The sequence below is a fragment of the Vreelandella sp. L-25 genome (genome assembly GCF_056857535.1).
In genome coordinates, this window is record NZ_JBSXNH010000043.1 from 20,320 (window position 1) to 42,407 (window position 22,088).

Annotated in this window: 20 protein-coding genes; 17 read left to right on the forward strand and 3 right to left on the reverse strand. The window is 56.2% G+C overall.

The genetic code is table 11. The features are described 5' to 3' along the window. The first annotated feature begins 55 nt into the window (after nt 1-55). From AC13CN_RS04335 to lipB, 11 genes are all read left to right on the forward strand, one after another. A complete protein-coding gene (locus tag AC13CN_RS04335; RefSeq protein ID WP_058577802.1) occupies nt 56-1,363 on the forward strand; it encodes a glutamate-5-semialdehyde dehydrogenase in 1,308 nt (435 codons plus the stop codon). Then, the gene (gene nadD / locus AC13CN_RS04340) at nt 1,360-2,034 is read left to right on the forward strand and encodes a nicotinate-nucleotide adenylyltransferase (protein ID WP_058577801.1); all 675 of its coding nucleotides are present in this window, start codon (nt 1,360-1,362) and stop codon (nt 2,032-2,034) included. Before AC13CN_RS04335 ends, nadD begins: the two co-directional genes overlap by 4 nt. A 129-nt stretch (nt 2,035-2,163) precedes the next feature. Further along, the gene (gene rsfS, locus AC13CN_RS04345) at nt 2,164-2,550 is read left to right on the forward strand and encodes a ribosome silencing factor (RefSeq protein WP_044628086.1); all 387 of its coding nucleotides are present in this window, start codon (nt 2,164-2,166) and stop codon (nt 2,548-2,550) included. Then, entirely contained in the window at nt 2,547-3,014 is a 468-nt protein-coding gene (gene rlmH, locus AC13CN_RS04350; RefSeq protein ID WP_044628085.1) for a 23S rRNA (pseudouridine(1915)-N(3))-methyltransferase RlmH, read from the forward strand. The genes rsfS and rlmH overlap by 4 nt, the downstream gene beginning before the upstream one ends. A gap of 95 nt (nt 3,015-3,109) precedes the next feature. Beyond that, entirely contained in the window at nt 3,110-5,017 is a 1,908-nt protein-coding gene (gene mrdA, locus AC13CN_RS04355; protein ID WP_253557026.1) for a penicillin-binding protein 2, read from the forward strand. Nucleotides 5,018-5,019: 2 nt separating this feature from the next. Beyond that, nucleotides 5,020-6,180 (forward strand): rod shape-determining protein RodA, encoded by a 1,161-nt coding sequence (rodA, locus tag AC13CN_RS04360; protein WP_044628083.1) that lies wholly within the window; start codon nt 5,020-5,022, stop codon nt 6,178-6,180. 44 nt (nt 6,181-6,224) lie between these two features. Continuing rightward, nucleotides 6,225-7,250 (forward strand): lytic murein transglycosylase B, encoded by a 1,026-nt coding sequence (gene mltB, locus AC13CN_RS04365; RefSeq protein WP_172514419.1) that lies wholly within the window; start codon nt 6,225-6,227, stop codon nt 7,248-7,250. Further along, complete coding sequence (locus AC13CN_RS04370) at nt 7,243-8,205, forward strand: septal ring lytic transglycosylase RlpA family protein (protein WP_058577797.1); 963 nt, start codon at nt 7,243-7,245, stop codon at nt 8,203-8,205. The genes mltB and AC13CN_RS04370 overlap by 8 nt, the downstream gene beginning before the upstream one ends. A gap of 69 nt (nt 8,206-8,274) precedes the next feature. Continuing rightward, nucleotides 8,275-9,474 carry a D-alanyl-D-alanine carboxypeptidase family protein gene (locus AC13CN_RS04375; protein WP_058577796.1) on the forward strand — a complete coding sequence of 400 codons (1,200 nt, stop codon included), beginning with the start codon at nt 8,275-8,277 and terminating at the stop codon, nt 9,472-9,474. A gap of 105 nt (nt 9,475-9,579) precedes the next feature. After that, nucleotides 9,580-9,891, forward strand: a complete 312-nt coding sequence (locus tag AC13CN_RS04380; RefSeq protein WP_044628079.1) for an HP0495 family protein — start codon at nt 9,580-9,582, stop codon at nt 9,889-9,891. 2 nt (nt 9,892-9,893) lie between these two features. After that, complete coding sequence (lipB, locus tag AC13CN_RS04385; protein ID WP_054645017.1) at nt 9,894-10,562, forward strand: lipoyl(octanoyl) transferase LipB; 669 nt, start codon at nt 9,894-9,896, stop codon at nt 10,560-10,562. A gap of 45 nt (nt 10,563-10,607) precedes the next feature. Here the strand turns inward: lipB and lipA are convergent, their stop codons facing one another. Next, complete coding sequence (lipA, locus tag AC13CN_RS04390) at nt 10,608-11,660, reverse strand: lipoyl synthase (RefSeq protein ID WP_044628077.1); 1,053 nt, start codon at nt 11,658-11,660, stop codon at nt 10,608-10,610. A gap of 190 nt (nt 11,661-11,850) precedes the next feature. Next, nucleotides 11,851-12,840: a LysR family transcriptional regulator gene (locus tag AC13CN_RS04395; protein ID WP_062359427.1), complete on the reverse strand. Its 990-nt coding sequence runs from the start codon at nt 12,838-12,840 to the stop codon at nt 11,851-11,853. Between the two features lie 275 nt (nt 12,841-13,115). Between AC13CN_RS04395 and AC13CN_RS04400 the strand changes: the two genes are divergently transcribed. From AC13CN_RS04400 to AC13CN_RS04425, 6 genes are all read left to right on the forward strand, one after another. Then, a complete protein-coding gene (locus tag AC13CN_RS04400) occupies nt 13,116-15,557 on the forward strand; it encodes a DUF3141 domain-containing protein (RefSeq protein ID WP_172514420.1) in 2,442 nt (813 codons plus the stop codon). 321 nt (nt 15,558-15,878) lie between these two features. After that, nucleotides 15,879-18,506, forward strand: coding sequence for a type I DNA topoisomerase (topA, locus tag AC13CN_RS04405; protein ID WP_172416734.1), 2,628 nt, complete (start codon nt 15,879-15,881; stop codon nt 18,504-18,506). Continuing rightward, nucleotides 18,503-18,964, forward strand: coding sequence for a DUF6586 family protein (locus AC13CN_RS04410; protein WP_054640988.1), 462 nt, complete (start codon nt 18,503-18,505; stop codon nt 18,962-18,964). The genes topA and AC13CN_RS04410 overlap by 4 nt, the downstream gene beginning before the upstream one ends. 125 nt (nt 18,965-19,089) lie before the next feature. After that, on the forward strand, nt 19,090-19,554 hold the full coding sequence (locus AC13CN_RS04415; protein ID WP_228219516.1) for a 2-hydroxyacyl-CoA dehydratase: 465 nt from the start codon (nt 19,090-19,092) through the stop codon (nt 19,552-19,554). Between the two features lie 153 nt (nt 19,555-19,707). Next, nucleotides 19,708-20,340: a L,D-transpeptidase family protein gene (locus tag AC13CN_RS04420; RefSeq protein ID WP_089674789.1), complete on the forward strand. Its 633-nt coding sequence runs from the start codon at nt 19,708-19,710 to the stop codon at nt 20,338-20,340. Nucleotides 20,341-20,564: 224 nt separating this feature from the next. Further along, complete coding sequence (locus AC13CN_RS04425; RefSeq protein ID WP_016914087.1) at nt 20,565-20,828, forward strand: Lpp/OprI family alanine-zipper lipoprotein; 264 nt, start codon at nt 20,565-20,567, stop codon at nt 20,826-20,828. A gap of 99 nt (nt 20,829-20,927) precedes the next feature. Here AC13CN_RS04425 and AC13CN_RS04430 read toward each other — a convergent pair whose 3' ends face one another. Next, nucleotides 20,928-22,061: a L,D-transpeptidase family protein gene (locus AC13CN_RS04430; protein ID WP_253557027.1), complete on the reverse strand. Its 1,134-nt coding sequence runs from the start codon at nt 22,059-22,061 to the stop codon at nt 20,928-20,930. Between the last annotated feature and the right edge of the window lie 27 nt (nt 22,062-22,088).

Consider the following 22,088-nt stretch of genomic DNA (forward strand, 5'->3'; position numbering starts at 1 on the left):
GCGTAATATAAGCCCACTTCACTTAGCAACGCTGACCACAACACAGGGAGATAGTATGCGCGGTTCTGATGCATTCCAAGAAGACGCCCAACACCATTTGGCTGCCGGGGATGTGCCCGCGTATATGCAGGCCCTGGGGCAAGGCGCTCGGGCAGCGGCAAGCGCATTGCGACGTGCCAATACCCACATTAAGAATCAAGCGCTTGAGGCAATGGCGCAGCGTGTGGCGGCGGCACGCAGTGATATTCTGCAGGCCAATGCCGAGGACATGCAGCGTGGGCGTGACAATGGGCTAGATAATGCACTGCTAGACCGGCTGGCCCTGAATGACCAGCGCATTGACGCGATGATTGAAGGTCTTCGCCAAGTGGCAGCGCTACCCGATCCGGTGGGTGAGATTGACGGCATGAGCTACCGCCCCAGCGGCATTCAGGTTGGCAAAATGCGCGTTCCGCTGGGAGTTATCGGCATTATTTATGAGTCACGCCCCAATGTAACGATCGAAGCGGCCAGCCTGTGTCTTAAATCGGGAAACGCTTGCGTGCTACGCGGTGGCTCCGAAGCCAGCGCCTCTAATGCAGCGCTTAGCCGCTGCCTTCAGGCGGGGCTAGCCGATGCGGGCCTGCCAGCGGGCAGTGTGCAGGTAGTGGCCACTACCGACCGTGCGGCCGTAGGTGAAATGATCAGTATGCCTGCCTATATTGATGTGATTATTCCTCGCGGCGGTAAGTCGCTGATTGAGCGCATTTCCCGCGAAGCTAAAGTACCGGTTATCAAACATTTGGACGGCGTATGCCACGTCTATATTGATACCACCGCCGATCCCGCTAAAGCGCTGGCGATTGCCGTTAATGCCAAAACGCACCGCTATGGCACCTGCAACACCATGGAGACGCTGCTGGTGGATGCGCCCGTTGCCGATATTTTGCTGCCGGAGCTGGCCCGGGCCTATGCAGAACATCAGGTAGAGCTGCGTGGCTGTGAGCGCACGCGCGCGTTACTTCCCCAAGCCACTTTGGCTACAGAGGACGATTGGCATGCGGAGTATTTGGCGCCGATCCTCGCCATTAAAGTGGTCGATGGAATGGAAGAGGCGATTGAGCATATTGAGCGCTACGGCTCGCACCATACCGACGCGATTGTGACTCAAGACTACTCGCTGGCGCGGCGTTTTATGGCCGAAGTGGACTCAAGCTCAGTGATAGTGAATGCCTCTACCCGTTTTGCGGATGGCTTTGAGTATGGGTTAGGGGCAGAAATCGGTATCTCCACTGATAAGCTTCACGCCCGTGGTCCGGTGGGGCTTGAAGGCTTAACGACTCAAAAATATATCGTATTGGGTGACGGCCAGGTTAGACAATGAGTGACACGCCCAGCATCGCCGGGCCAATGCGGGTAGGTATGCTCGGGGGGACATTTGACCCCATTCACAACGGCCATCTGCGCAGCGCTGTAGAAGTGCGCGAGGTGTTAGGCCTCAATACGCTGCATATGGTGCCCGCGCCGCAGCCGCCCCTGCGAGATACACCGCAGGTGTCGGCTGCCCAGCGCTTAGCCCTCTTAAAAGCGGGCATTGGCGATACGCCAGGGCTGTTAGCGGATGATCGAGAGCTTCAGCGCGACGGCCCCTCATACAGCGTGGATACGCTGGCGGAACTCCGCCAGCAGTATGGCGACGATGTACCGTTAGTCATGGTGATCGGCTTCGATGCCTTTTTACGTTTGGCGAAGTGGGACCGTGCAGAGCAGCTTTTCGAGTTGGCCCACCTAGTGGTCATTGCTCGCCCAGGTTATCAATCTTCTTGGCCGTCAGCATTGAAGGAACTGGTCGGCAATCGAGAAGTCGATAGTGTCGATGTATTAATGCAGCGCACGAGAGGCGGAATGTTGATGCTTGAGCTGCCGTCTTTAATGGCGATATCTGCCACTTATATTCGGGAGCGGCTGCAGGCGGGTAAAAGCGTGCGCTACTTACTACCAGAAGCGGTAGAACAGGCTATTTTTTATCAAGGGCTTTATCAGTCCGATGAATAGCACTGGCAGTCGTGAAAGAAGCCGTTACAATGGCCCGCTTACAGGCTGGTGCCACTCGAAATACCGACGTTAGTAACGACACTCGATACCACCACTCGATACCACCACAAGGGGTTGCCTTCAGGAGTCATGCACATCGATACACTGAAAAACCTAGCGATTGACTCGCTAGAAGAGCTTAAAGCACGCGATATTACTCAACTCGACGTTGCGAAATTAACCGAAGTTACCGATCTGATGCTGATTGCCAGTGGTACTTCTACCCGCCACGTGGCCGCACTGGCCCAGAACGTTGTCGAAAAAGCCAAGGCATCCGGCCTTCACCCTCGCGGTGTTGAAGGTGGCGATAATGCCGACTGGGTGCTGGTCGACCTGGGCGATGTGGTGGTTCACATTATGCTTCCAGAAGCCCGTGCGCTGTATGACCTGGAGCGCCTTTGGGCAGATCTGCCTAGCGACGCTGGCGCGATTAGTGAATCGCTGAAGCAGTTTGAAGAGCGAGCCACGATGTCATGAGGATTCGGCTGTTAGCGGTGGGTACAAAAATGCCTGCATGGGTGGAACAAGGCGTTGAGACCTACCGCAAGCGGCTCCCTCGGGATTTCACGCTGGAAATTGAAGAAATACCGCTCGGCCAGCGTGGCAAAAATGCCGATATCGCTAAAGCCCGCGCGCAAGAAGCGCAGCGAATTCGTGAAAAGCTGCGTGGCGATGAAATCGTGGTGGCGCTGGAGGTAAAGGGCAAACCCTGGACCACCGAACAGTTGGCGCAGGAAGCGGATGGCTGGCGCATGGAAGGGCGTGATGTGGTGCTGTTGGTGGGTGGCCCGGACGGCTTAGAGCCTGCGCTTTCCGCTATGGCTGATAAAGCGTGGTCACTTTCGCCGCTAACGCTACCTCACCCGCTCGTGCGAATTATGTTGGCAGAGCAGCTTTATCGCGCCTGGACACTGCTAGTGGGCCACCCCTATCACCGCTAGTGAGCAACACAGAGTTAATCACTAGCCGTTATGTTGCATTTATTCCCCACTGGGGCCGCCGCTTTTATTGTTTGATTTGAGAGTCATCTGTTGCCATGCCCCAGCGCCGTGACACGCTAAAAAATCCTGAGCAAGAGCTGCGTATTTTCCGTGTCAGGGCGCTGCTTGCTGTCTTGGTAGTGATTGTGTTGACGAGCTTGCTGGTAAGCCGCCTTGGCTATTTGCAAATCGTTCAACACGATTTATACAGCACGCGCTCCGAGAAGAACCGGGTACGCGTCGAGCCTCTGCCGCCTAACCGCGGGCTTATCTATGATCGTAACGGTGCGCTGCTGGCGGAAAACCGTCCTACCTACAACCTTACCCTGGTGCGTGAGCGCGTCGATGATCTAGACGACACTCTGGCCCTGCTCGTCGATTTATTAGAGCTGCCTGAGGAAGAGATAGAGGCATTTCAGGTGCGCTCGCGGCAGCGTCAGCGTCCTTTTCAACCTGCACTGCTGATGAGTGACTTAAGCGAAGAGCAGATTGCGCGACTGGCCGTTAACCGCCACCTGCTGCCTGGTGTTGAAGTTGAAGCCCAGCTGTTGCGCTACTATCCCGATGCTGAAGTCATGGCTCATGCGCTGGGGTATGTGGGACGTATTAACGCCGAAGAGCTACAGGACTTAGACCCAGGCCGCTACGCGGGCACGCACTTTATTGGCAAGACCGGTGTCGAGCGTTTTTACGAAACCGAGCTACATGGAGAGGCGGGCCTACGCAAGGTAGAGACCAACGCCCGTGGTCGCGTGCTTCGCGAGCTTGGCCGTACTGACCCGGTGCCCGGCGCTAACTTAACGCTTACTCTCGACCGCTCCCTGCAGATGCTGGCTTACGAGCTTTTGGATGGTCGGCGTGGCTCTATTGTGGCTATTGTGCCAAATACTGGTGAGATTCTGGCGATGGTGTCGACCCCGGGGTTTGATAGCAACCAGTTTGTGACCGGGATCGACGTAGCCTCTTATCGAGCACTGCAGGAAGATATCGACCTGCCACTGTTTAACCGTGCCATTCGAGGACACTACCCGCCGGGCTCCACCATCAAGCCGTTTCTGGCCCTGGCAGGTTTGGTGGAAGGGGTCATTACCCCCGACAGCACCATTAATGACCCCGGCTTTTATCAGCTACCAAACGACTCCCGACGCTACCGTAACTGGCTGCGCTGGGGGCATGGCCGTGTCGATATGGAGCGCTCGATAGCGGTCTCCAACAACACCTACTACTACACGCTGGCTCATGACCTCGGCATTGATAAGCTCCATGAGCGTATGACCAACTTTGGTTTTGGCCAGCGCGTTGCCCACGATGTGCAGGGGGAAAGCACTGGACTCATGCCCTCCCGAGACTGGAAGCGAGCACGTTTCAACCAGCCCTGGTACCCCGGTGAAACGCTATCGGTGGGAATTGGCCAAGGCTACTGGCAGGTCACACCTCTGCAATTGGCCAGTGCCACTGCCGCGTTGGCAAACCGTGGACACTGGGTGAAGCCTCGCCTTGCCCTGCGTATTGGTGAAGAGCCAGTGCCCGCAGAACTACCCGATACGCTCCCCGATATTCAGCTGGCCAACGATAACTGGTGGGATCGGGTATATAGCGGTATGGAAAAAGTGCTCAGTGGCAGCGAGGGTACGGCGCGTCGAACTGGGGTTGGGCTCGAGTATCGCATGGGGGGCAAGTCAGGCACGGCCCAGGTGTTCTCGCTCGGCCAGGATCAGCGTTACAACGCGGAGGAGTTAGAGGAGCGGCTACGAGACCACGCGCTCTTTATGGCTTTTGCGCCCATTGAAGAACCGAAAATTGCGGTATCGGTCATCGTTGAAAACGCGGGGGGCGGCAGCACTCATGCCGCGCATTTGGCGCGGGCGATGACGGATGCTTGGCTGCTCGAAGATGAGGCCCCCGAGGCCGAGGAAGTCAAAGAGGTGTTAGAGGAAGATACCGCCAACGTGGAGGGTAACTAGCGATGCCTTGGCAACTGATTACCCGCTCGCTGCGCCGTTATCCGGTACGCCCGCCTGATAGCGGTATTGCCCGTCGCAAAAGTATTTGGGAGCGTATCCACCTCGACCCTTGGCTGCTAGGGATGCTGTTGGTGTTGATGGGTGGCGGTTTGGTGGTGCTTTACAGCGCTTCCGGGCAGCGTATCGACACCGTGATTGCCCAAGCCATGCGCTTTGGTATTGCGCTTTCTGGCATGGTGATTATTGCACAATTTTCCCCTTCAACTTTTTTACGCTGGGCCCCGCTGGCTTACGGTGCTGGGCTAGCGATGCTGTTGGCGGTTGAAGTTGTCGGCGATGTAGGTATGGGCGCCAAGCGTTGGCTGGAAATTCCGGGGGTTATCCGTTTTCAGCCCTCTGAGATGATGAAGTTAGCCGTACCGCTCATGGTGGCCGCTTACTTAAATCGCTGCCAGTTGCCGCCTAGGCTGCGTGATATTGTGGTGTGTGCGGTGATTATCGGCGTGCCCGTGGTGCTCACGGCTATCCAGCCTGACCTTGGGACATCGCTGCTGGTGGCTAGTGCTGCGGTGATTGTGGTGCTTCTGGCTGGGCTCTCTTGGAAGCTCATTGGCTTGGTCGCGGCCCTGGGCGCGGCGGGCCTGCCGGTACTATGGATGAACATGCACAACTACCAGCGCCAGCGGGTACTGACATTTTTAGACCCTGATAGCGACCCGTTGGGCTCAGGGTGGAACATTATTCAATCCACCACGGCTATTGGCAGCGGCGGGCTGTGGGGAAAGGGGTGGTTGGAAGGAACGCAGTCTCAGCTTGAGTTCCTGCCAGAGCGACATACCGACTTTATTATTGCTGTACTTGGTGAGGAGTTCGGCCTGGTGGGTATGCTCTTGCTGCTAACACTATATATCATGATTGTAGGCCGCGGCTTATGGCTGGCATCGTCATCCCAGGATACCTTTGGGCGGCTGTTTGCGGGCAGTATTATCTTGACGTTTTTTATCTATGTATTTGTCAATGTGGGTATGGTGAGCGGCATTTTGCCGGTGGTGGGCGTGCCGCTGCCACTGGTCAGTTATGGCGGCACCTCTAGCGTGACCTTGTTAGCGGGGTTCGGTATTCTCATGTCCATACACGCCCATCGGCGGTTACTGCCACGCTGACGGTCAAGGTCGTGGCAGTATGAATTCACAGGAGTGGTGAGCAAATGAACAGGGCGCGAAGTCAAGCGAGTGGCTATGCCATTGCCATGCTAGTAGCGTGTTCGGCCCCAGCGGTCGTCGCTGAGGAAACGGTCAGTTTCGATCCGCAGCATAATCCGCAAACCCAGCAACTGGCTGACGAGCTGGCCGAGCAGGGCGTGCCAAATGCGTGGCTGGAGCAAGCGCTGGCTCAGGCAAGCTATCGACAGGAAGTGTTGGATGCCATGGCAGGCGCGGCCGAGCGTCGGCTGCGCTGGTTCGAGTATCGCGATATTTTTCTAACCGAGCAGCGTATCGACGAAGGGGTTGCGTTCATGAAGGCCCATGCCGATGCGCTGGCGCGTGCCGAGTCGGAATACGGCGTGCCGCCGGAAGTGATTACCGCCATCATGGGTGTAGAGACCTACTACGGTCGCCACAAAGGGCGTCATAAAGTGTTGGACTCTCTCGCCACGCTGGCATTTCACCACCCGGTACGCGGCGATTTCTTTCGCGGCGAGCTAGCGGCCTTTTTGACCATCGCCTATCAGCAAGAGGTGGCACCCGAGTCGCTCTACGGCTCCTATGCAGGGGCCATGGGCTACCCTCAATTCATACCTACCAGCTATCAAGCGTACGCCGTCGATTTTGACGGTGACGCGAAGCGCGATTTGTGGAATAACCCAGTCGATGCGATTGGTAGCGTTGCCAATTACTTCGCCGAGCATGGTTGGCAACGAGGCGGCGCGATTTACCATGAAGCCGAAGGCCCTGAAGAGCTCCCTGAAGCGCTGAGCTTCAATCAGACGGTGCGCCCAAGCACGACGGCTGCCGAAGCCGCTGAGCAGGGTGTGGTGACGGAAACTTCCTTAACGCCCGATACGCCAGTGGTGCCACTGGTGCTGGAGTATGCCGATGGCCAGGAAAGCTACCGGCTGGGTGAGTACAATTTCTATGTGATTACCCGCTATAACCATAGCCACCTCTACGCCATGGCAGTCGCCGAACTGGCAGAGGCTATCAAGCAGCAAGCTGAGGCTGAGCATGACTAAACTGCGAATCAATATGCGCTACCTAAGCGGCTCGCTGCTGTTAGCTGCCTTGGTGAGCGGGTGTGCCAGCCAAGCGCCGCAGCGTACAGGCGGAGAGGTAGGTGCTTCAAGCTCCGCGCCTGCTGCTCCGGCGGCTGCCAGTGGCGAGCGCTATGCGATGACTGGCGATGCCTACCCGGTGGCGCCGCCGGATGTCAGCACCGTACCCGATGCCGAGCCGCGAATCGAAGCGCCTTCCCGGGCGGGCAACCGTTCCACCTATGAAGTGTGGGGCGAAACCTATCACGTGCTGCCCGACTCACGCGGCTATGCGCGCCAGGGTACGGCGTCTTGGTATGGTGAAAAATTCCACGGCTACGCCACGTCCAACGGTGAGATTTACGACATGTACAAAATGTCGGCAGCTCACCGCTCGCTCCCGCTGCCCACCTTTGCCAGGGTCACCAGTTTGAACAACGGACGCTCGGTGATCGTTCGCGTCAATGACCGCGGCCCGTTCCATAGCGATCGTGAAATCGACCTCTCTTATGCGGCGGCAGCACGCTTGGGGATTCTCGAAAACGGAACCGGGCCCGTGCGCGTCGAGGCGATCGACCCTGCTCAGTGGTTAGCCGAGCGTGGTCGAGGGGGCAGCGTTTCGTCCCCCCAAGCCACATCGGCGGCCCCCGCCGCTGCGGCTTCCACACCTGTTTCTGAGACTCGGCCTGTTAGGGCAGCGTCAGCCGAGCCGAGCAGTGGTCATGCCGTCTATTTGCAGGTGGCTGCGCTGGGGAGTGCCGAAGGAGCGCAGCAGCTACAGCAGCGGCTGTCGGATGAGTTACCCCGCGGCGTTCGAGTGCAAAGTGAGACCGACGTTCACCGCGTTCAGGTCGGCCCCGTCAGTCCCAGTCAAGAGACACAGGCTCGTGAAGAACTTCGTCGCGCAGGCTTTCCTCAAGTATTTGTCGTGAGATAATCGCTCTCTACATGTGCCCAAGTGGCGTATCATGCGCCGCCATTTTTCTTTGTCAGTGAGAAGTATGTGATGAATGTAATGATGTCAATCCGCCGTACCGCCAAGCTCTGCCTCTTCGCAGCGATGACGGCCGTCGTCGCCCCGGCGATGGCTCAGGTGATCCCTCAACCCCAAACGATCATCCCTGCACCACCGCAGCTTGCCGCGAGTTCGTGGATTTTGATGGACGCCAACAGTGGTCGCATTCTTGCAGAGCACAACGCCGATGAGCGTTTGCCGCCAGCAAGTTTGACCAAACTGATGACCGCTTATTTGGTGGAGCGTGAGCTGGATCGTGGCACCATCAACCTGACCGATATGGTCAATATCAGCGAAAACGCTTGGCGTACCGGCGGCTCGAAGATGTTCATCGAAGTGGGCGATCGTGTTTCGGTGGATAATCTGCTTCATGGCATCATCATCGTCTCGGGTAACGATGCCAGCGTGGCCATGGCAGAACATCTGGCGGGCGGTGAAGCGCCGTTTGCCGACCTAATGAATCAGCACGCCACGCGTTTGGGCATGAACGATACCCACTTCATGAATGCCACTGGCTTGCCCCATGAGAATCACTACTCGACCGCCCATGATATGGCGCGTTTGTCTCGTTACATTATCAACGACTATCCCGAGCACTACGCCATCTATTCACAGCGTAACTTCTCGTTTGCGGGCATCGATCAGCCGAACCGTAACCGCCTGTTGTGGCGCGACCCGACCGTAGACGGCCTGAAAACCGGCTGGACCACCGAAGCAGGTTACTGCCTGGTCGCTTCGGCGCAGCGTGATGGCATGCGTCTGATCTCCGTGGTGATGGGCACCAGTTCCGAAGAGGCGCGTGCCCAGGAATCGCAAAAGCTTCTGAGCTATGGCTTCCGTTTCTATGAAACCATGAAGCTCTATGAGCGCGGCGCCGTGCTGGCAACGCCGCGCGTGTGGGGCGGGGACATCAACGAGCTACGTGTGGGGGTGGATGAAGAGGTTTTCATGACGCTGCCCCGCAATCGCAATGAAGAGCTCCGCGCCCGTCTAAATTTGGATGCTGACATTCAAGCACCTGTGGCAGTAGGTGACGACGTTGGTACGCTGGAAGTCTATCTAGGCGAAGAGATGGTGGGGGAGCGCCAGCTCGTCGCGCTGGAAAACATCGAAGAGGGTGGGCTGTTCAAGCGCCTGTTCGATCAAGTGCAGCGTTTCTTCAGCAACTTGATCAGTAATTTCACCAGCTAAACGGCCAGTGTTGGGCCCAGCTTCTCACATACGCCTTGTATTGTGAGAGGTTGGGCCTTATTTATTGGGATTAGCCCAACGATTCACTTAATGTAAAGGCGAGTTATGAAAAAAGGTGCCAAGCAAGGGCTGCGTGATTTACGCCAGCCCGTGGCGAAAGAGCCACCCAAAATTACCTTCCCGTGCGATTACCCGTTAAAGGTCGTGGGCGATGCGGCTGACGATTTTCCAGCCACCGTGTGTCAAGTCATCGTGCGTCACGCGCCTGACTTCGATGAGACCACGTTGGAAGTCGTGGATAGTCGCAATGGTCGTTTCCAGTCCGTTCGAGTCACCATCGTGGCCACAGGGGAGCAGCAGTTGAGCCAACTGTTCAACGAGCTGAAGGCCACTGGCCGCGTGCACATGGTGGTATGACCATGAGCGACGACGCCCCGATTGCTCTGCACCGCCTCGGCTATCGCCCCTATCTACCAGTATGGGAAGCCATGCGTGAGCTTACCGACACGCGCGATGAAAACACGGCGGATCAATTTTGGCTGGTCGAGCATGAGCCTGTATTTACCCAAGGGCAGGCGGGCAAGCCAGAACACCTGTTGATGCCGGGCGATATTCCTGTGGTCAATACCGACCGGGGCGGACAGGTTACCTATCACGGGCCGGGGCAGGTGGTCCTCTATCCGCTGCTGGACGTGCGTCGGGGCAAGATCGGCGTGCGCGACTTGGTCACGGCGCTCGAAAATGCCGTGATCGACGTGCTAGACGCGTATGGAGTGCGCGGCTGGGCCAAGCCCGATGCGCCGGGGGTTTACGTAGAAACGGCCATGGGGGAGGCCAAAATCGCCTCGCTCGGCCTGCGTATTCGTCGTGGGGCCAGCTACCATGGCGTCGCGCTGAACGTCGACGGCGACCTGTCGCCGTTTGCGCGTATCAATCCTTGTGGCTACGCGGGTATGCAGGTCACTTGTCTTGCCGACTTGGTCGATCTCTCTCATGGACAAGACGGGACTAATGGTAAAGACGTTGGCGAACGGCTTGCGCAGGCGTTGGCCGCGCGACTGAAGCGTACCTTGGTGGTGCCTGAGTAACGAAGACTGCCTGCAGAGCGCTGTATGCAGGCAGTCCGCGGCGAGTTAGCCGACGTTGAAGGCGGGGATGCGGTTGCTGTCCGGCTCTTGACCTGGAATGGCCGCAGGAGCGGCAAGACCCAAGTTGTTCTTTTCGAACACGCGGTCTGCCCGGTAGCTAGAGCGTACCAGCGGGCCGGATGGCACTTCCATAAAGCCTTTCTCAAGGCCTAGTACGCGATAGCGCTCGAACTCTTCTGGGCTTACCCAGCGCTCCACGGCCAAGTGGTTTTTGGTTGGGCGCAGGTATTGGCCTAACGTCACGATATCGACACCAATCTCACGCAAATCGTCGAAGGTTTGCAGGATCTCTTCGTCCGTTTCTCCCAGCCCCAGCATCAAGCTGGTTTTGGTGATGATGTCGGGGCGATACTGCTTGGCGTGGGCCAATACGTCGAGCGTTTTGCGGTAGCCAGCGCGAGGGTCGCGCACTTTGCTGGTCAGCCGCTCAACGGTCTCAACGTTTTGCGCAAACACCTCAAGCCCTGAATCGACCACGCGCTCAATAGCGGCTTTATCGCCATCAAAATCAGGCGTTAACGCCTCAACAACCACCTCCGGCGTGCGCGCTTTAATGGCGCGAATACAGTTGGCGTAGTGGGTGGCGCCACCATCGTCTAGATCGTCACGGTCTACTGAGGTCAGCACGATATAGCGAAGACCCATTAGCTCGACGGATTTGGCGGTATTTTCCGGCTCTTCGTGATCCAGCCAACCTTTAGGGTTGCCAGTATCAACCGCACAGAAGCGGCAAGCGCGGGTACATACTGAGCCCATCAACATAATGGTGGCGGTACCATTGCTCCAGCATTCACCCATGTTAGGACAATGGGATTCAGCGCAAACGGTGCTGAGCCGGTGCGTCGCCACGTTTTTCTTAACGGCCTCAAAACGCTCGCCGCCGGGAATTTGCGCGCGCAGCCACTTTGGCTTGCGCTCAAGTGAAGGGGCATCTGCCTGCGCTTTGCGCTGCTTCATGCCATCTTTAATCACCGTCATGCCATGTTCGTTACGGAATTTTTCGCCGCTGGGCACGCGCTGGGAAGGGGTGTTGCTCATAGGAGAGAGCCTCTCTACTGTGCGGCTGGTAAGCAGAAAATCCGAGCGACGCATCACGAAAAATATACGTGCAAAATGTGGCCGCGATGCAACTGTTTACCATGCCCTGAGTAACGCTAACTGATACGTAGGTTGTAAATAATGTAACATATTTGGCAATCAACAAGACACCGTAGAACCGCTAGTGATCCTATTCCAGTGACAGGGCGGGTAAGCAGGAAACTCCATGGCTAGGAAGCGGGCTGCCAGTCGCTTGGAAGTGGCGCTGGAACTCGCTCAGATGCTCACGCACAAAACGCAGGAAGAGCTCTGCTACCGGAGTGGGAAAGTGGTCTCGGCGATACACCGTGCACCAAGCGCGGCGAATGGGGAAGTTGGGCAGTTCCAGGGTAGCTAGCAACCCCTGTTCGAGCTCGCGCTGTACGGCTAAGCGGGGCAACACGGCGACGCCCAGGTGAGCCATGACTCCTTGTTTGATAGCTTCGTTGGTGCCCAGCTCGATACGGTGGGCCAGCCCCACTTCCTGATCCACGGCGAGCTGCTCGAAGGCACTGCGCACCCCTGATCCTGGTTCGCGCATTAGTACGAAATGGCGTGCGAAATCCGTCAGCGTTGGATTGGGCATACTTAGCAGAGGATGTTCTGGCCACACTACCGCCACAAGCTCGTTTTCAAGAATTGGCATAACCACCAAGCCGTCGTCTTCTGGCACCATGGCCATGATCACCACGTCGTCTTGTTGTTCGGCCAGCCGCTCAAGTGCTTGGCTGCGGTTACACACCTTTAAACGCAACTGAACATCCGGGTATCGTGCGCGAAATTTAGCCAGCACATAGGGCACGACATACTGCGCGGAGGAGACGGCAGCGACGTTCAACTTGCCGCTGATTTTGCCGTTAATGTCTGAAAGGCTCATTTGCAGCCGCGACAGCTGACCAAAGATTTCCCGCGTAGAGAGGGCCAGTGTATCGGCCGTTGGCAGCACGTGGAGAGTTTTCCCCGCATACTTAAAGAGAGGCTGCCCCAACGCTTGCTCAAGCTGTCGAATCTGCGCGCTCACGGCTGGTTGTGTCAGGCCGAGCTGCTCGGCGGCCCGTGAATAGGAGCGTTGTTGATGCACTGCCTGAAACACTTGTAGCTGTCGAAACGTTAAGCGGTTGAGCAGCGTGGGGGATGACATAACCACCTCAGGGTAAACTTCCTCGGTAAAAAAGCGCACTGTATAAGGCCTGTTATATAGGGCTTGGCCTCAGCGTCGAAATGCTATCACTGATTTAGGGCTACCGCCTTGAAAGCTTGGCGGTATATAAACGGTGTACGTTTCGATCAATAAGACGGTCGTTGGAAAAAAAGGGGGGAGTCATCGACGTTAGGCAAGGAGTGGCCTAAACTATATTGCATTGCAGCATCATTGCTTCGGGATTGGTGCCATGCATCAACCCAATGGGAGAATATATGAACTTTCTCGCTAATCCTTTGCTTACCGCCAATGCGCTTGCTGCTCCTTGGTTTGGCTCATCGAATGATTCCGCGGCGTTACCGGGCGGTGAAGCTCTCGCTAGCATGATGGACCCTTTTGGGTTTGGTCGTGCCGCGGTTAGCTACTGGCGTGACAGTGTAGAGCGCAACATCCTTTATTGGGATGTCATGCGCGAGCGCGGCAACCAGTATCTCGAACACATGGAGCAAACGAAGCCCAATGTGCTCGGCTTTGAAACCGAGGTGTTAGTGGATGGCCGTACGCTGCCTAATCCGACTAACTATGAGTTACTGCGGGTATTGCCGCCTAAGAATATCCAGATTGACCCACAAAAACGCCCCTTTGTTGTTATTGACCCGCGTGCAGGCCATGGCCCTGGTATCGGCGGTTTTAAGCCTGATAGCGAACTCGGTGTCGCGCTAAAAGCGGGCCATCCCTGCTACTTTATCGGCTTTTTACCTTTCCCTGAGCCAGGCCAAACGGTGGAAGATGTGGTGGAGTCGGAAGTGGCCTTTTTGCGCCACGTGATTGCGCTACACCCGGAAACCACTGAAAAACCGATGGTGGTTGGTAACTGCCAAGCGGGCTGGCAAATCATGATGGCCGCCGCCCTTGAGCCTGAAGTATTTGGGCCAATCTTAATCGCTGGTGCACCGCTCTCTTATTGGGCTGGCGAGCATGGCAAGGCGCCCATGCGTTATACCGGCGGTATGACAGGGGGAAGTTGGATTACTGCATTGACCAGTGATATCGGCAACGGCCTATTTGATGGGGCGTGGCTGGTTCAGAACTTTGAGCGCCTCAACCCGGCTAATACCTACTGGAAAAAGCAGTACCACCTGTATGCCAATATTGATACCGAGTCCAAACGCTATTTAGAGTTTGAACGCTGGTGGGGTGGTCATGTGGTGCTGGGCGGTAATGAGATCCAGTACATTGTCGATAACTTATTTGTCGGCAATCGCCTTTCTACGGCGCAACTGGTTACCCGCGATGGACGGCGTATTGATCTGCGTAATGTACGCTCGCCTGTGGTGGTGTTTTGCTCACGGGGGGACGATATTACGCCACCGCCTCAGGCCCTGGGGTGGATTCGTGATCTGTACGCGGGCGAAGAGGATATCATTGCGAATGAGCAGACGATTATTTACTGCTTGCATGATACCACTGGGCACCTGGGAATCTTCGTATCTGGCAGTGTTTCCCGCAAAGAGCACTCCGAATTTACGGCCAACATGGACTACATCGATGTGATGCCGCCAGGGCTGTACGAAACGACGATTTCTCATGCCGACGAACACACAGACGCCGAGCTGATTGAGCGTGACTATCTGCTGGAATTTGCGCCGCGCAACTTCGAGGAGCTTGATCGTGACGTGATGCATCAGCCGGAGGATGATCGTCGCTTCGCCACCGTTGCCCGCATCTCTGAAATTAACCTGGGGTTTTATCGTCTCTACGTGCAGCCGTGGATACAGTCCATCATGACACCCGAGGCGGCGCGCTGGATACGGCGTATGCACCCCATTCGCCTGGGCTACAAGCTCATGTCAGACCGTAACCCGCTGACGGTGCCGCTACCGGTTATGGCCGACTACGTGCGCCGCTATCGTCAGCCGGTGGAGCAGGACAACATATTTAAAGCGCTAGAGCTCATGGCATCTGATCAAATTGTAGTGAGCCTGAATGCATGGCGTGACCTGCGCGATAGCTCAACCGAGCGCCTGTTTATGGATATTTATGGTCAACCGCTGCTCCAGGCCGCTGTTGGCTTGTACGGGGATGCCCATGTACATCGCCGCCGTCCTGGCGCAGAGCCTGAGCACCGCCGCTTTATTGAAAACCGCCAAAATGAGCTGCGTCATAAAATTGCTCAGGGTGGCCCTCATGAAGCCGTGATGCGTTCAGTGATCTATGTGCTAGGTGGCGCACCGGCCACCGATGAGCGTAACTTTAAGCGCCTACGCGCCTCTCGGGCGGAGCTTGAACCCAGCACCTCCTTGAGCGAATTTAAGCGCCTAGTGCGTGAGCAGTTCTTTATTTTGAAGCTTGATCGTGAGCAGGCGCTTAATACGTTGCCGGAGCTATTAAAAGGGCAAACCGGTGAGGAGATAGATAACTATATTAGCCACTTAGAGCATGTCTTTGCCGCTAGCGGTGAGTTAACTGAACATGCCGCTAAGCGGTTTGACCAAGTAAAAGCGTTGTTTGATAAAGCGCGTCCCGCTGCCTTGGCGGCGCCAGCCCCTGAAACAGCGCCCACATCTGACCCCACTGCGGCTACAGCGGAAATAGCAGCCGAAGCGAGTAACACGGTAACGGCTGAAAAGGCCCAAGAATCATCGGTAGAGGCGCCAAAGAAAAAGCCAGCCACCCGGCCGGCTGGGCAGCGCAGAAGCTCGCCCCGTAAGCGTTAGATAAAGTTGCTAAGACGCCTTCGCCCCCGCTTTTTAGCGGGGGCTTTTGCATTGATAGGCGGCTATTTGGGTTGCCGAGTGCCGAGCGGCAGTCTAGTGTCTAGCTACCCTGATCCAAAAAAGCATCGTAAAACGCACCGCGCCGCCAATGCGTTGTTGTTAGTGTTCGCTTAGCTCCTTAAGAGGCGGTTGCTACTAGCGCTTAATGAAGGGCTGGGGTAGGGTAGGCGCATTTTTCTCATGGTCGCCAAGCACACATTGAGGCGGCAACGTATTCAAAGCATGGGCGATAGCGCCTGGGCAATAGAAAAGTGGAGCACTATGGGCAAGTCACTGGTCATCGTCGAATCGCCAGCGAAAGCGAAGACGATTAATAAATATCTCGGCAACGATTTCATCGTAAAGTCGAGCGTAGGTCATATCCGTGACCTGCCGACCAGCGGCTCAGGTAAGGCAGCCTCCGACCCAAAGGAGCGTGCACGCCAGGCCGCGGCAACGCGTAAGATGTCGGCGGAAGAGAAGGCGGAGTATAAAAAGCGCAAAGCTCACGACCAGCTCATTCGACGCATGGGGATTGACCCAGATAACGGCTGGGAAGCGCGCTATGAAGTGCTTCCGGGGAAAGAGAAAGTAGTTGCTGAGTTAAAGAAACTGGCTGAGAAGGCCGATGCTGTTTATCTCGCTACGGATTTGGATCGTGAAGGGGAGGCGATTGCTTGGCACCTTCGCGAAACCATCGGTGGCGACGATAGCCGCTACAAGCGCGTGGTGTTCAACGAAATTACTAAAAACGCCATTCAGGATGCGTTTAAAGCCCCCGGTGTCTTGAACATCCCCCGGGTTGAAGCCCAGCAGGCACGCCGCTTCTTGGACCGCGTAGTGGGCTTTATGCTCTCGCCGCTATTGTGGGCCAAGATTGCCCGCGGGCTTTCCGCCGGGCGCGTACAATCTGTCGCGGTGCGTCTGATTGTGGAACGTGAGCGGGAGATTCGCGCTTTTATTCCCGAAGAGTTTTGGGACGTTCATGCGGATCTCCTCTCTCCGGATGGAGAATTGGTGCGTTTTGCCCTTGTTCGCCAGGATGGCAAGCCGTTCCGTCCCACCTCTGAAAAGGATACCCTGGCGCGTATTGAGCAGCTGCGCAAAGCCAAGCTCTCGATTACCTCGCGGGAAGATAAACCCACCAGCTCTAAACCGACCGCGCCGTTTATCACCTCTACGCTTCAGCAGGCAGCCAGCGGCCGATTAGGGTTTTCGGTGAAGAAGACCATGACCATGGCCCAGCGGCTTTATGAAGCGGGCTACATCACCTATATGCGTACCGATTCCACCAACCTATCTAAAGACGCGGTGGAGAGTGTCCGTTCGTTTATTGGTGATGAGTATGGTGCGCGCTATTTGCCTGAGTCGCCTAATCGATACAGCAGCAAAGAGAGTGCTCAAGAAGCGCACGAAGCCATCCGGCCCTCTAGCGTCGAGCGCAAAGCGACTGACTTGGCAGGTATGGAGCGTGACGCCGAACGCCTCTACGAGCTTATTTGGCGGCAATTTGTGGCGTGTCAGATGACCCCAGCCGAATACCTCTCCAGCACGCTCAGTGTGGAAGTAGATGGCTACGACCTGCGTGCCAAAGGCCGCGTGCTGAAATTTGATGGTTACACCCGGGTAATGAAGCCTACGGGCAAAAACGAAGATCAAAGCCTGCCTGACCTGCCGACGGGCACGGCAATGCAGCTAGAAAAACTCGACCCTCAGCAGCATTTTACCAAGCCGCCCGCGCGCTACACCGAAGCCAGCTTGGTCAAAGAACTAGAGAAGCAGGGCATTGGCCGCCCCTCCACCTACGCATCGATTATTTCGACTATCCAAGATCGTGGCTACGTGAAGCTGGAGAACCGCCGTTTTTATGCCGAAAAATTGGGCGATATCGTCACCGAGCGGTTGAAAGAGTCCTTCCCTGACTTAATGGACTACTCCTTCACCGCCCGCATGGAGGACAGCCTTGATGAAGTGGCTGAAGGCGAGCGCAATTGGCGGGAGCTGCTTGATGCCTTCTACGATGAGTTCCGCATGGAGCTGATGAAGGCTGAAAGCGAGGAGGGCATGCGTCCGAACCAGCCGGTGCCGACTGATATCGACTGCCCCAGCTGTGGCCGAGAAATGCAGATTCGAACCGCCTCTACCGGTGTGTTTTTGGGCTGCAGCGGCTACAACTTGCCGCCTAAAGAACGCTGCAAAACCACCATTGACCTGATTCCTGGTGAAGAGGCCGTGGCGGAAGACGCGGGCGAAGAAGCGGAAACCAATGCCCTACGTGCCAAGCGTCGCTGCCCGAAATGCGGCACGGCGATGGATAACTACCTGATTGACGAAACTCGTAAGCTTCATATTTGTGGCAACAGCCCAGACTGTGACGGTTACGAAGTAGAGAGCGGCAAGTTCAAGATTAAAGGCTACGATGGCCCGGTCATTGAGTGCGATAAGTGCGGCTCCGAGATGCAGCTAAAATCTGGCCGATTTGGCAAATACTTTGGCTGCACCAACAGCGAGTGTAAAAACACCCGCAAGCTGCTGCGCAGTGGTGACGTCGCGCCGCCGAAGATGGACCCGATCCCCATGCCGGAGCTGGCTTGCCAAAAGGTAGATGACCACTATGTTCTACGGGATGGCGCGAGTGGCCTGTTCCTGGCGGCTAGCAAGTTCCCTAAAAACCGTGAAACCCGCCCGCCGCTGGTTAAAGAGCTGAAAGCTCACGCTGACGAGCTGCCAGAGAAGTATCACTTTATTCTTGATGCGCCAAGCGAAGACCCCGATGGCCGCCCCGCGCAGATCCGCTTCTCGCGTAAAAACAAAGAGCAGTACGTGATGACAGACGAAGAGGGCAAAGCGACCGGCTGGAAGGCGACCTTTGAAGGCGGCAAATGGCATGTGGAGGATAAGCGCAAGTGAGCCCGCGTTCGCGTACCAATCAACTGCTGTATCAGGCCGAGCTGCTGGTCGGCCTGCCGGTTGGCGATGATGAGCACAGCCCTGCCCGACGGATGGCCATCGAAGAGAGCGCGCTGGCGCTGTTCGAGCTAGCACTGGGCTCGCTGCTCAAAGAGGTAACCGAGCACGCACGGTTGACGAGCCATGACTGGCGCGCGCTGCTCGCCAGTGACGGCCCCGATGTGGCAGAGCTGCAGCGTCTACGCGATGCCATGCAGCAGCCGGAAAGCTGGCTTTACTGGCTGGTGGGGCAGCTAGAGAAGCTGCACAGTGATGATGGTGCTGCGCGTCGCGCTGTGCAAAATCCTTCTATGATTGCGGTAGGTAGCCAGTTGACGTTAGCCGAGCAACTGTTAGAGAACCTCCAAGCGGCTAAGCGTGATATTGCCTCGCTACGGGAGACAAGCCAAGAGTGGTAGTCCAGCGGCAGTGCGGTGGTGATAGAGGGAGAGGTTGCCAATAGCGTCTGGTTGCTTACTCTGATAGGTTGAAATGTGCCTATTCGTCACCACGTTGTATGAAAACAGCGATACAGGAGGCACGGATGCGCTATAATCAAGTCAAAGATCTCATTGAGTGGGCAGCGGGTTATCATGGCCGCATGGCGCGCCAATACAGCGCTGGCGCAGAACAAGCCGAGCATGAGCGCCTAGCCATGGTGCTCACCTACCTAGCCGATAGCGAGCTAAAGATGAAAACAGGGCTTGAGGCGCTGTTGCACGATGGCTCGGATCATCGTCAAGTGTTAGAAATATGGTTTGACGATTCAAGCGACTTCCCCCAGCCCCCTGAGCTTGATGCTCTGGCAAAGCAGAGCGTGGCAGGTTCGATTGATGAGCTAACCAAAACAGCGGTAGAGTCCCATCGTAAGTTGCAAAGCCTTTATGAACATCGCGCTTCTCGGGCCAAAATTGAGCCCGAGGAGACGTTTTTTAGCGCATTGGCAGAAGGTCATAATGCAGAAGCTCGCAAACTAGTCGCGAGCATGCAGGAGTTTGACGATATTTAGTGAACGTTGAATTAAAGTTTGTTTCAGTGCTGCTCGTTATTCTGAACGCTAATTTGATGGTCGAAACGCTGACAATAGCTGTGTGAATAAGGTATAACAGCCGCCACTAATGTGTCCTCGGCCTAGCCACACTGGCCTGTATTTGAGAGCAAAATAATGTCTGTGAACCGTCGCCGATTTTTGGCGTTGGCACTGGGCTGGCCAGCAGTGGCTAGCGCAACTGCTACAAGCGCTGTAAATGATTATGAGTCAACCGATTTGGTTGAGACGCTGCTTTCTCGCGCTGCTGTGCCACGCCACAGTAGTGAGTTGTGGGTGCTAATTGACGATAAAGAGGCAACGCTGACCATTTTTCGCGGGAATGCGCTGGTAGAGCGCTTTGCGCCTATTTCATTGGGGCGCGGTGGCGCAAAAACCCAGCGAATTCGCGGCGATAACGTTACACCGCTGGGCGAATTCAGAGTTAATCGATTTAATTTCGAAAGCCAGTGGCATATCTTTATTGGTATCGATTATCCTACGCCACCTCACGCACGTATGGCGCTTGAAAAAGGTATCTACTCCCAAGCGGATTACGAAGCCTATTTTGACCACTACCGGCGTTATGGCTCTCCCCCGCAGAATACTGCGTTGGGTGGCGCTATTGGGATTCACGGAGTTGGCGGCGGTGATCCAGAGATCCATGGTAGCTTCCACTGGACCCAAGGGTGTGTGGCAGTCACCAATGAACAGATCGTACGTGTGGCCGAATTAGTAGATGTTGGCACACGCGTGGTGATCCGCTAGGCTTGTGTTGTTGAAGGAAGTTCTAGGTTTTAAATATGTGGCTATAGACAACCGCTGTGGTCTATTATAAAACAGCGTTTGACTTGCGTGCCTTGGTACGTAACCCTGGTACAAGTCGCTGTAAAGAACCTGCACCGCAGGTAGACAAATTTAAGCTAACGCTTTAGCTTTATTTTTTGTCATACCCTTAACGTAGTACCCAAGGAAGACTCAAGGAGAACATTATGACTCTGAAGACTGCTCTGAAGATGACTGCCGCTGCCGCTTCTCTGGCAATCCTGGCTGGCTGTGCTTCTACCAGCGCTCTGGAAGAAGTTCGCATGACTGCTGAATCTGCACAGGCTGATGCCGCAGAAGCACGCAGCATGGCTTCACAAGCTCTGAACACTGCAAACCAAGCTCAGCGCGACGCGCAAGCTGCTCTGCAGATGTCTGAGCAGAACCGTGAAGAAATGAACCGCATGTTCCAGCGTTCCATGCAGAAGTAATTCTGCTTGGGCCACCGAGCATGATGCATGTTCGGTGGTCGCTGTAGATGTGAAAAACCCCGCCTCGGCGGGGTTTTTTGTTGGCTAGCGCTTTGCGCGTTAAGCGTCGCCTTCAACTCGAACGGTCGTGGAAAGCTCGACACCTTCCAAAATTCCCTCTAGCTGCTGAGTGGGCTGCGGCTCGGGTTCCTGCTCAGGGGCGGGTGCTTGCGGGCTATATAGCGCCACAAAGCGGCCGTCTGGTGCTTCCACCGCGCGTTTGACCTGCTCGTAATCCACTTCTGCTTGATCTTCTGCTAGTTCGCTGACCCGCTCAATGGCATTAAGAAGCGGCTCAAAGTTGCCTACGTTCTCTTCCAGCTGAGGGTAGGATTGCACAAACAGTGTGCCGTCTGCCGCCCAGCCTGCTTTAAAAGGCGCATCCATCAGGTTTACCTTAGTGCCGCTTGGTAGGCGTTCATACAGCGACTCGATATCTTCCGGGTACATGCGAATACAGCCACGGCTGACACGCATACCCACGCCATCAGGACGATTGGTCCCATGGATCAAGTAGCTCGGCATAGCCAGCAAGATGGCATGACGGCCAAGCGGGTTGTCAGGCCCTGGTGGAACGATAGCGGGTGCAGGCTCGCCTCTTGCAGCCGCTTCACGACGCATCGAGGCGGGCGGTGCCCAGGCAGGGTCTTTGACTTTGACCGTGGTCCGCGTGATGCCTACCGGAGTCGCGAACTCCTCGCGGCCAACGCTGACAGGGTAGGTTTCCACAATGCCGGGATTGTCGGCAGGGTAGTAGTAAAGGCGCAGCTCGGAGAGATTGACCACCACGCCCTCGCGTGGCGCAGGCGGCAGAATGTACCGCGCAGGGATCACTACCTCGGTGCCTTTACCCGGTACCCATAAGCTAACGTCTGGGTTCGCCATGCGAATCTCTTCGTAGCCAATATTATGGCGACGAGCGATGTCGATAAGCGTCTCTTCGGGGTCTTCCACCGTAACGGTGTAGTACTCACCAATAATGTCGCCGTGCTCGGGTAGTCGGAAGTGGCCGCGCGGTAGTTCCTGCGCCTCAGCAACTTGCTCTGCACTAGCAGTGGCGTCGTCAGTAATCGCCGCAGTGTTTTCGGCCTGCTCGGCCGACGGCTGTGCATAAACGGGGCCCACAAGGCTCGCTGCCAGCAGAACTGCCAGGCTGGTAGGCCCCCAACGGGTAATGTTCTTACGAATGTTCATGGTCGATCCTAATCAATGTATGCACTG